The organism is Micromonospora sp. NPDC051196 (genome assembly GCF_040682415.1).
Classification (GTDB): domain Bacteria; phylum Actinomycetota; class Actinomycetes; order Mycobacteriales; family Micromonosporaceae; genus Micromonospora.
Window position 1 is genome coordinate 287,727 of record NZ_JBFBAY010000002.1, and the last position, 10,788, is coordinate 298,514.

The window sequence follows — 10,788 nt, forward strand, 5'->3', positions numbered from 1 at the left end:
CAGGATCACACCTCAGCCAGGCCGGCCGAAGCTGTGGATGGGGCTGCTGTCCATCTGTTTCAACTTCACCGGCTGGCCTGCGCGAGAGGCGTGCACCACCCAGCCGCCGCCCACGTACATGCCCACGTGGTGCAGATCGCGGTAGTAGAAGACCAGGTCACCCGGGCGCAGGTCGCTCCGGCCCACCGACACGGTCACCTGACGCTGCCGGACGGCGTTGTGCGGCAATGCCACCCCGGCCCGCGCCCATGCGGCCAGCATCAGACCCGAGCAGTCGTACGCGTTCGGCCCCTCGGCCCCCCACGAGTACGGTTTGCCGATCTGGGCGCAGGCGAACTTCACCGCTACTCCAGCGGGCCCGCCCGGATAGCTCGCCGGACAGGGCGCTGGGCGTAGCGGGCCGCCGCCTCCGTTGCCGTACGCCCGCAGGCGCAGCCGCTGCAACCGGTCGATTTCGGCGTCGATCTGCCGCCGCTTCCCCGCAAGATCGGTCTCCGTGCGGGTCAACACGCCGATGGTGCGGTCCAGCCCGGCCTTGGCGGCGGTGAGTTCGTCGCGCAGTTCGCTCGCCTGTCGTACGTCCTGTTGCTGGTAGTGGGCGTAGCGGTCGAGCAGTCCGATCTGCTCCACGACTTCGCCCGGCGACCGGCTGCCCAACAGGGCGTTGACGGCGCCGACCGTGCCGCCCTTGTACGCCCGCGCCGCCAGCGCACCCACCCGGGTCATCGCGACGTCGACCTGCTGCTGAAGTGGCACGATCCGGGCGGCCAGGGCGTCGGCCTCCCGACGCTTGCCGGCGAGGTCCTGCCGGGTGGCGTTGTGTCGTTCGATCAGTGGTTCGAGCCGGTTCCAGTCCGCGTCGATCTGGCGCTCGATGGCGTCGACCGACGGCTCGGCGTGAGCCGCCGTCGCGCCGCCGGTCACCATGACGGCGGTCGCGGACAGGGCGGCGAGTGCGGTGGTGCAGCGGTACCAGCGGGATCGCGGCGCAGCCGTCATCGGGCCGGGCGTCGCCGGCCGTGGTGACGGTAGCCGCGGGGCATGGTGTGCCACCGGGCTCCGTACTCCTTCTTCCCAGACCGCCTACCGGGTTAGCTGACGGGTTCGGGCGGGAAGGGGGCGCCCTACCGCGGTGATCGCGGATTCACCCCGGGTACCTGGGTCCCCGGCTCGTGCAAGCGACTCGGCGGTGTCGGACCGTTACCGCCCCTGGTGGGCAGAGCTGCCATCGGGCCGACGATTGCCCAGCGTAGGGACGACCCCTGTCGATACGCAACACATCCACGCCATCACTCTCGGTGCTCAATTCCGACAACGAACACGGCCCCCGGTCGCTTGACCGGGGGCCGTGGTGATGTTCCTGTGCGAGGGCTCAGCCGGGTCGGCGGAAGCCGGCGATCGGCATGGTGGTGATCGGGGAGACGTTGACCGGCTTGCCCGCTCTGGGTGCGTGGACCATCTGGTTGTTGCCCAGATAGAGGCCGACGTGACTCAGGTCACTGCGGAAGAAGACCAGATCGCCGGGGCGGGCGTCGGAGCGGGAGATCGCCTTGCCCTCGTTCCACTGCGCCCCGGTGAAGTGCGTCAGGTAGATGCCGGCGGCCTTGTACGCGTACTGGGTCAGCCCGGAGCAGTCGAACGAGTTCGGGCCGGTGGCCCCCCAGACGTACGGCTTGCCGACCTGGGCGCAGGCGACCCTGATGGCCGTCCGGGCCGCCTCGCTGACCACCCCGTTGATGGTCGGGCAGTTGGTGGTCTTCACCGTGGTCACCGGCAGCGACCGCTCAAGTTCCTTGATCTTGGCGTCGATCTGCTTCTTCTTCGCCGCCAGCTGCTTTTCCTTGGTTTCCTGGTCGGCGATCAGCGCGTCGAGCTTGGCCTTCTGGTCGTCGTACTTCTTGCGGACCTTCATCACGCTCTCGAGCTGCTGGCGCTCGTACGACGCCAACCGCTCCAGGAAGGCCATCTGCTCGCCGAGCGTGTCCGGCTTCGCGTTCAGCAGCACCGCGCCGAGTTCCTGCGACGGCCCGTTGACGTAGTACCGGGAGGCGAGGTCGGCGACCCGGTTCATCGCCAGCTCGGCCTCCAGGGCCAGCGGCTGGATCTTCTTCTGCAGATCGCCCGACTTCTTCCGGTTGACCTTCAGCTGCGAACGCACCTTGTTGTACTGCTCGATCGTGGGCTCAAGCTGCTGCCACTGCTTGTCGATCTGGCGCTCGATCTCCTCCACCGAAGGCTCGGCGTACGCGGGGGCGGAGAGCAGGCCAGCGCCGACCGCGGCGGCGGCCACCAGGACGACCAGACGGTGAGCGGCTCTCCGCAGGCCACCTGGACGGCTGGACCGTCCGGGCAGATGACGATGGAGGGGCATGGTTGCCACCGGCAGCGACTCCTTTGCAACCGACCACCGGGCGTCCCGCGAGCGGTTGGGTGCGGGACAGACGACCTACGGCGGTCGGTGCCTCACATTAGGGAAGGAGCGGTGCGGAATCAAGGCGACCAACGGTCGATTCACGTTTGCGCGACCGGTCGCACACAAAGGGTGTCGATCATTTCGTTATAGTCACGCACGTCAATTTGAATACGATGGTGCGGCGGGCCACGCCGGCCCGCCGTCCTCGTACCGTAAAGCCTGGTCAGCTGCTGGTGACCGGCTCGCTCTCCGCGGCGCCACGGCCCTGCTCGGGCCGGACCGACCGCAGTAGGACGCTCGCCACATCGACCACTTCGACCTGCTCGCCGGCGCCCTTGCCGTTCACCCCGTCGGTGAGCATCGTCGAGCAGAACGGACAGCCGACCGCGATGGTCCGGGCCCCGGTGGACATGGCCTCCTCGACCCGGTCCACGTTGATCCGCTTGCCGATCCGCTCTTCCATCCACATCCGGGCACCACCGGCACCGCAGCAGAAGGACCGCTCACTGTTACGCGGCATCTCGGTGATCTCGCCGTCGCCCAAGGCACTTCCAAGCACCTCACGTGGCGGAGTGAAGACCCGGTTGTGTCGCCCGAGGTAACACGGGTCGTGGTAGGTGACTCCACCGTCGACCGGCTGCACCGGGGTGAGCTTGCCCGTGGCGACCAGGTGCGCCAGCAACTGGGTGTGGTGTACCACCTCGAACTCGCCGCCGAGCTGGCCGTACTCGTTGCCGAGGGTGTTGAAGCAGTGCGGGCAGGTTGCGACGATCTTGCGCTTGGCCTTCTCCCGGCCCTCGAACGCCTCGTTGAGGGTCTCGACGTTCTGCTGGGCGAGCATCTGGAAGACGAACTCGTTGCCGATGCGGCGGGCCGGGTCACCCGAACAGGTCTCGCCCTCGCCGAGGATGGCGAAGGAGACGCCGGCCTCGTTCAGCAGCGTGGCGACCGCCCGGGTGGTCTTCTTGGCCCGGTCCTCGAACGCACCGGCGCAGCCCACCCAGAACAGGTACTCGAAGTCCTCCACCTCGCCGACCCGGGGAACCTCGAAGTCGAGGCCCTTGGTCCAGTCCTCGCGGGTGTTCTGCGGGGCACCCCAGGGGTTGCCCTTGTTCTCCAGGTTGCGCAGCATCACGCCGGCCTCGGACGGGAAGCTGGACTCGATGAGCACCTGGTAACGCCGCATGTCGACGATGTGGTCGACGTGCTCGATGTCCACCGGGCACTGCTCGACGCAGGCGCCGCAGGTGGTGCACGACCAGAGCACGTCCGGGTCGATCACCCCGCCCGCCTCGGCGTCACCGATCAGCGGCTTCTCCGCCTCGGCGAGCGCCAGCACGTCGACGTGGGCCAACTGCGCGGCGGTGGCCTTCTCCTCGCCGGTGAGGTCCTTGCCGCCGCCGGCCAGCAGGTAGGGCGCCTTGGCGTACGCGTGATCCCGCAGGCTGAGCACGAGCAGCTTCGGCGACAACGGCTTGCCGGTGTTCCACGCCGGGCACTGCGACTGGCACCGGCCGCACTCGGTGCAGGTGCTGAAGTCCAGCAGGCCCTTCCAGGTGAACTGCTCGACCTGAGCCACCCCGAACTGGTCCTTCTCGGGGTCGGCCTCCTCGAAGTCCAGGGGCTTGCCGTCGCTCATCATCGGCCGCAGCGGGCCGAGGCCGGAGCCGGCCGCCCCCGGCTTGCGCTTGAAGAAGATGTTCGGGAAGGCCAGGAAGCGGTGCCAGGCCACGCCCATCGTCACGTTCAGCGAGATCACGATGAGCCAGGTCATCGAGATGGCGATCTTGATGAGGGCGGCGACGCTGACCCCGGACTCCCAGTCCGGCAGCGCCGAGCCGACCGCGTGGCTCAGCGGGGTGGCCCAGGTCGGGTACTCGAAGTGGTCGGTGGCCACCTTGAAGCCCCGGATCAGGAAACCCATGATCAGTACGGCGAGGACGACGGCCTCGACGAAGTAGCCCTGCCACATCGTCGACCCGGTGAAGCGCGAGCGGCGACCGGCCCGGGTGGGCCGGTTGGCGAGCCGGATCGCGATCAGCACCACGATGCCGACCACGCCCAGGATGCCGATCCACTCGGTGACCAGGCCGTAGAGTGCCCAGCCGCCGATCAGCGGCAGCCCACCGGTCGGGGACACCACCTCGAAGTACGCCTCGAGCACCAGCAGCGACAGCACGATGAAACCGACCATCACGAACCAGTGCGCCGCGCCGACCACACTCCAGCGCAGCATCCGGGTATGCCCGGCGGTCTCCGCGAGCATGGTCCTGGTGCGGCTGGCCTTGTCGCCGAACCGGGACGGGTCGGGCTGACCCAGCCGGATCACGGCCGTCATCTGCATGACCGCGCGCACCGCAAGCCACACCGCAACGGCGGTGATGGCGGCCGCGAGGATCGTGGTGACGATCTGGACGCTGCCCATCGAGTTGGCCTCCCGGTCTGCTGCCTGGCGAGCGGCTCGGCGACCGGAGTCGGGTCAGAGATGCGTACGGGACCTCACCCGCTGCCGCGCCTCGAACCGGACCGGTCGATGACCTTCCCGCTCGGTCATGCAGTGCAGCCTACGCGCAAGGTTACTCGGCAGTAACGTGAGTCTTCTCGCACCTGGGCCACGCCGCCCTGCGCACACCTTAGGAGGCAGCCGCAGCGACCGCTCACCGGGCCCTCGGCGAGTGACCCGGGAAACTGCCGGATGGCCTGCGGATCAGCGCCAGCGGGAAAGCAGGATCAGAGAGCCGACCATCGCGCCGAAACCCACCGCCAGGTTCCAGTACCCCAGTTCCATGACCGGGTACTCCTGCTCGGAGAGGTAGTAGACCACCAGCCAGCCGATGCCGAACACGATCAGCGAAACGGCGGTGACCGGCAGCCAGAGAGGGCTGGGCTTGCGCGTCGCCGCTGTTGCCGCCGGGCGGACGTCCGTGGGCGGGGTGTACACCTTCTTCTTGCGGACCTGAGACTTGGGCACGACGCTCTCCAGAGGGGTTACGACCTCGTCCGGCCTGACAACCGGGCGCGAGGGCGACGGTCCATGGCCAATAATGTTCGAGAGCTAGCGTAGTCCGGAAGCCCCGCTCAATCCACGAATGGGGCCAGACCATTGCCGGGCAGCCCGGCAACGGTTGGCGGGACGAGGCCCGCCAGGACCGCACGGGTGTGGTCGTCGGAGCCGGAGACAGGGGGAAAACGGTCGTGGAGTACACGTCCGGCGCGGCCTCGTGGCAGAAGGTGCTGCGACGCCTCGTCGCCGGTCTGCTGCGGCGCGGGCGGCAGCGGCGTCCTGGCTGGTCGATCGGCGTACCGCTGATCGCCGCCGCCGCCGGCCTGCTGTTCACCACCACGGCCACCACCGCTGGCGGCACCGCGTTGCGCGAGGACCGTCGCCCGCAGCTCACCGAGCTGATCGAGGACCGCAGAGACCGGGTGGCTGCGAACGAGCAGCGGGCCGCGACGCTCCGCCGGCAGGTCGAGAGTCGTACGACCGACCTCGCGGACTCGGACACTCCGATCAAGGAGCAGCAGGAACGGGCCGCCAAGAGTCTCGCAGCCGCCGGCTTCACCGCCCTCACCGGTCCCGGGCTGACGGTCGAACTCAACGACGCGCCACAGCTCAGCAAGCTTCCCGAAGGGGCCAGCAACGACGATCTCGTCGTGCACCAGGGCGACGTGCAAGCGGTGGTGAACGCGCTCTGGGCCGGCGGTGCCGAAGCGATGTCAATCATGAATGTCCGCGTTCTGGCGACCAGCGCGGTACGCTGCGTGGGTAACACCCTGCTGTTGCACGGCCGGGTGTACTCCCCACCTTTCAAGATCGTAGCAATTGGCGATCCCGGCGCGCTTCGGCAGGCCCTCGCCGCTTCCGAGGGAGTCCGGTGGTTCAGGAACGCGGTGGAAAACTACCAACTCGGCTACTCCGAGTATGCGTCCACGGTCACCGTGCCCGCGTTCGAGGACTCCACCACCCTGCGCTCGGCGACGGTGCCGGAATGAGGCCGTCATGAGCGAACGTCAGCTCAGCCTGTCGGTGTCTCGTGACGGGGCCGAAGCGCTGTCATGAGCGAACGCCCCGACGGTCGGCACCACGACCAGGCTGACGAGGCGACCGCCTTCCTGCCCCGGATCGAGCGAGCCGAGCCGGGCCTGACTCCCACCCGCCCGGGTGGTGCCTGGCCTGATCCGGTGCCGCCACGTTCGCCTTCCCACGCGCCCACCGGCGACCCGACGCCGGCCAACCGACGCGAGACCGCGCCGGGCCAGGAGCACGGCGCGGCACCGGGACGCTGGGATGCCGGGCCAGCCACGGATCGTACGGCGGCAGGACCGTGGAACGCCTTCACCGACCAACGGAGCAGCGACGCCGCCGGTTGGCGGTCGAACACCGGCAGCATCCAGAACACCGGCGTACCGCTGCCGTCGGGTCAGCCGGACATCCCCGTCGGGCCGACACCCTGGCGGGGAGCGTTCGAGCCGAGCCGGCCGACCGACCAGGGCTCGCAGAGCAGCCAGCCGCAGGCCGCACAGAGCTACGGACAACCGGCGCAGGCCGGGCAGAGCTACGGACAACCGTCCCAGGCCGGGCAGAGCTACGGACAATCGTCCCAGGCCGGGCCCCCGACGGAGCGGTCGTCCCACGTGCCTCAGCCACTGGCCGGACACCGGTCTCAGGGCGACGCACCAGCCCGCCAACGGCCCTCGGCCGACGACTTCATTCCGCAGCGAGCCCAGCCCGGCACACCAGCCCCGCAAGGCCCCTACCCCGGCTCAGCAGCCCCGCACGGACCTCAGTCCGGCACAACGGCCCAGCAGGGCCCCCCTGCCAACACGTTCATTCGGCAGGAAGCCCAGGGCGGGTGGCAGCCGCAAGGGCAGCCCGCAGGCGGGCTCGCCGGTGGTCCGGCGACCGCACACACCGCGCCACCGGGGCCGAGCGGGCACCGACCCACCGGGCCGCATGGCCCCACCGCATCGCAAAGCCCCGCCGCATCGCAAGGTCACGCCGCGCCGCAGGGACTCAGGGGACCGCTCGGGCCCACAGCGCCACACGGTTCCACGCCGGCGCACCGCCCCATGGCGCCGCACATGCCTGCTGAGCCAGACGGGTTCACCGCACCACACCCGTCCGCCTCGCCGCACGCGAGTGGCAGGCCGTACCCGCACGGCATGTCCCAGGGGCACGGCGCGACGCCGGGGCACGGCATTTCCCAGGGGCACGGCGCGACGCCGGGGCAGGGGGCACCGACCGGGCCGGAGGCGCCGCAACGGATCGGCAGCCAGCAGTGGCCGGGCGATCCCGCAACGCAGCAGGCTCAGGGCTTCCGGCCGCAGTCGACGCCGGCCTGGCCGTCGCAAGGACCCGGCACTGCGGCTGCCGCGCCCGCCCCGGACAACCGCGCCGCCGCGAATCCGGAGGGCCGGCCCGACGAGGGCCCGACCGCGCTGATGCCCATGATCAATAGCGCCACCACGGGGGCGGCAGCGGCCTCGGCAGGGCGTAGCAGCCGGTCACCGGACCCGGCCGGCCCGACCCCGGCCGGCGTCAATCAGCAACCCGGTCTGACGACGCCGAACCATCAAGGGAGCAGCCAGCAACCCGGTCCGGCAACGCCGAACCATCAGGCTGGTCCGGCGGGGCCCGACCAGCAGCCTGCCTGGCCCGGGCCACACCAGCAGGTCGGCCCCGCCGGGGCCGACGGGCGGGCCGACGAGGCGGCCACCGCCCTGATTCCGGCGGTCACCGGTGTCCGGCGGGGTACTCCGCCCGCTATGGAATCGACGGCCCTGATGGGCGCGGTACCCAAGACGCCGAAGATCGAGGAGCCCGACGGCGCCGGCCAACCGGCCGAGCCGCCCAAGCCACGCCGGGGCGACCGGGTGGTGCAGTTGCGGCCGCAGCAGACGGGTGAGGGCTATAAGAGCGTCTACTCGGAGCTGACCCGCCCGTCCTTCTGGTCCCGGGTGCGCACCGGGCTGCGCTTCGGTGGTGAGCTGCTGATCACCTTCGGCCTGGTGGTGTTGCTCTTCGCCGGCTACGAGATCTGGGGTAAGTCGGCGATCGTCGACGCTCATCAGGACGAACTGAGCCAGCAGTTGGCCCAGGCATGGGGGCCCGAAGGGGACCCGACAGTGGCCCCCTCGGCCAGTCCTTCCGCCTCCGCCTCACCCAAGCCGCCGGTCCAGGGCAAGCCCATCGCCGGTCTCTACATTCCGAAGTTCGACAAGGAATGGATCGTGGTCGAGGGCGTGACCCAGAAGGACATCCGGTACGCCCCGGGCCACTACCCGGAGAGCGCCATGCCGGGCCAGGTAGGGAACTTCTCCGTCGCCGGGCACCGCAATCGGGCCACCTTCTGGCGTCTGGACGAGCTTCGCAAGGGCGATCCGATCATCGTGCAGAGCCGGGACGAGTGGTACGTCTACCAGGTGACCGAGAACCTGATCGTGAAGCCGAACCAGGTCGAGGTGGTGGCACCGGTGCCCGGGCGCCCCGGGGTGAAGCCGACGAAACGGATGCTGACCCTGACCACCTGCAACCCGAAGTTCGACAACTACGAGCGGTTGATCATCCACGCAGAGTTGACGCGTACCCAGTCGAAGGACGAGGGACGCCCGGCCGAGCTGGGGACCTGACGATGTACTCCTGGATCTGGCGCAAGCTGCCCTTCGGGCTGCCCGGCAAGCTGGTCGGCAGTCTGCTGCTCGCCACCACGGCGGTCGCGCTGCTCTGGTACGTGATCTTCCCCTGGGCCGGGCCACTGCTGCCCTTCACCGGCGAGGACGTGCAGGTCACCCAGCAGGACTCCGAGGTGCCGGGTGCCCCCGGTGACGTGGGGCCCGGCACCGATCCGGCCGACGATGCCCCGGCGGGCGACGAACACGACCTGCCGTACGACACCGAGCAGAACAACACCCCACCCCCTGACGAGGACGAGTGAGACCGATGCGCGTCCTGGTGATCGACAACTACGATTCGTTCGTCTTCAACCTGGTCCAGTACCTCGGCCAGCTTGGCGTGGACTGCGACGTACGACGCAACGACGAGATCGACCTCGCCGAAGTGGGCCGGCTCGGCGAAGCCGGCGTGCTGCTCTCGCCGGGTCCCGGGAGCCCGGACCGGGCCGGCATCTGCCTGGACGTCATCCGCGAGTACGCCGGGAAGCTGCCGATCTTCGGCGTGTGTCTGGGGCACCAGGCGATCGGAGAGGCGTTCGGAGCCACCGTCACCCGGGCGCCGGAGTTGCTGCACGGCAAGACCTCGCAGGTCCACCACCACAACAGCGGGGTCCTCACCGGGCTGCCCGATCCGTTCACGGCGACCCGCTATCACTCTCTCGCGGTGCTGCGCGAGACGCTGCCGGACGAGCTGGAAGTCACCGGCTGGACCGACTCCGGCATCGTGATGGCGATGCGCCACCGCACCCTGCCCGTCGAGGGGGTCCAGTTCCATCCCGAGTCGGTGCTCACCGAGGGCGGTCATCTGATGTTGGCCAACTGGCTCGCCACCTGCGGTCACCCTGAGGCGTTGGAGCGCGCCCCGGAACTGGCCGCCGAGGTCGACGCCCGTCGTCTGGCCGCCTTCGCCACCACCTGAGCCGGATTCGAGGTCGGCGCCGGGGCGCGGGTCGAAGTCCGCCCGATAGTGGCGGCCCGGTCCGCCGCGCGGAAGCAGCCTCAGTTGGTCAGCGCGTCCCGCACACCGGAGTGTGCCGGCGAGTCGACTGCGGCGGGCCGGCTTCGGATCGCGTCCCAGGCTGCCTTGCCGCTGGCGAAGTAGTCCCGTACCGCCTTCTCCAGCAGCAGGCCGGTGCCACAGCCGGAGCAGCGGGCGGGCACCCCGTCAGCGTCCACGCCCAGGTGCCGGCAGAGCGTCACCGCTCGGGACAGGTGGTAGGACTGGGTGACGATCAGGGCCCGCTCGACCCCGTACACCTCCCGCGCGCGGCGGCAACTGTCGTACGTGTCCAGGCCGTACGGGTCGGCGACGATGCGCTGCGGATCGACGCCGAGTTTCTCGGTGAGGTGTGTGGTCATCGCCGCTGTCTCGTCCCCGGACGCCCCGTGCCCGTCGCCCGAGACGAGCACCACCCGGGCCCGCTGACTGTGTACCAGGTCGGCGGCGGTCTCCAGCCGACCCGCCAACCGGATGCCCGGCTGACGTCCGTCCTCGGTCACCGCCGTGCCGAGGACGATCACCACGTCCACCGCCGGCGCCTCGTCGACCGCGTGGACGTGGCCGTACGCGGCGACGGTCGTCCAGATCCACGGCAGGCTGGCGAGCAGAAGCGCAGCCAGCCCCAGGGCGGCCACCCGGCGCACCGGTCGCCAGCGACTCGCCCGGGCCACCGGGCTGACCGGTGGTTCGTGCGGTCCGCTTG

9 protein-coding genes and 1 riboswitch are annotated in these 10,788 nt (G+C 69.9%); of the genes, 4 read left to right on the forward strand and 5 right to left on the reverse strand.

Going from position 1 to position 10,788, the window contains the following annotated elements; genetic code table 11:
• Positions 1–12 precede the first annotated feature (12 nt).
• The 4 genes from AB0M35_RS07155 to AB0M35_RS07170 all read right to left on the reverse strand — a co-directional run bounded on the left by AB0M35_RS07155 (position 13) and on the right by AB0M35_RS07170 (position 5,384).
• Positions 13–999 (reverse strand): NlpC/P60 family protein, encoded by a 987-nt coding sequence (locus tag AB0M35_RS07155; protein WP_363742579.1) that lies wholly within the window; start codon positions 997–999, stop codon positions 13–15.
• A gap of 66 nt (positions 1,000–1,065) precedes the next feature.
• A riboswitch (cyclic di-AMP (ydaO/yuaA leader) is annotated at positions 1,066–1,199 on the reverse strand.
• A 173-nt stretch (positions 1,200–1,372) separates the two neighbouring features.
• Entirely contained in the window at positions 1,373–2,371 is a 999-nt protein-coding gene (locus tag AB0M35_RS07160) for an NlpC/P60 family protein (RefSeq protein ID WP_363743022.1), read from the reverse strand.
• Positions 2,372–2,636: 265 nt separating this feature from the next.
• On the reverse strand, positions 2,637–4,838 hold the full coding sequence (locus AB0M35_RS07165; protein WP_363742581.1) for a (Fe-S)-binding protein: 2,202 nt from the start codon (positions 4,836–4,838) through the stop codon (positions 2,637–2,639).
• 282 nt (positions 4,839–5,120) lie between these two features.
• Positions 5,121–5,384, reverse strand: coding sequence for a cell division protein CrgA (locus tag AB0M35_RS07170; RefSeq protein ID WP_363742582.1), 264 nt, complete (start codon positions 5,382–5,384; stop codon positions 5,121–5,123).
• Between the two features lie 224 nt (positions 5,385–5,608).
• Between AB0M35_RS07170 and AB0M35_RS07175 the strand changes: the two genes are divergently transcribed.
• From AB0M35_RS07175 to AB0M35_RS07190, 4 genes are all read left to right on the forward strand, one after another.
• A complete protein-coding gene (locus AB0M35_RS07175) occupies positions 5,609–6,406 on the forward strand; it encodes a DUF881 domain-containing protein (RefSeq protein ID WP_363742584.1) in 798 nt (265 codons plus the stop codon).
• A 1,089-nt stretch (positions 6,407–7,495) separates the two neighbouring features.
• The gene (locus AB0M35_RS07180; RefSeq protein ID WP_363742585.1) at positions 7,496–9,043 is read left to right on the forward strand and encodes a class E sortase; all 1,548 of its coding nucleotides are present in this window, start codon (positions 7,496–7,498) and stop codon (positions 9,041–9,043) included.
• Positions 9,044–9,045: 2 nt separating this feature from the next.
• Positions 9,046–9,348 (forward strand): hypothetical protein, encoded by a 303-nt coding sequence (locus tag AB0M35_RS07185; RefSeq protein WP_363742587.1) that lies wholly within the window; start codon positions 9,046–9,048, stop codon positions 9,346–9,348.
• 5 nt (positions 9,349–9,353) lie between these two features.
• Complete coding sequence (locus AB0M35_RS07190; RefSeq protein WP_363742589.1) at positions 9,354–10,004, forward strand: aminodeoxychorismate/anthranilate synthase component II; 651 nt, start codon at positions 9,354–9,356, stop codon at positions 10,002–10,004.
• An 80-nt stretch (positions 10,005–10,084) separates the two neighbouring features.
• Here AB0M35_RS07190 and AB0M35_RS07195 read toward each other — a convergent pair whose 3' ends face one another.
• Positions 10,085–10,756, reverse strand: coding sequence for a YdcF family protein (locus tag AB0M35_RS07195; protein ID WP_363742591.1), 672 nt, complete (start codon positions 10,754–10,756; stop codon positions 10,085–10,087).
• Positions 10,757–10,788 lie beyond the last annotated feature (32 nt).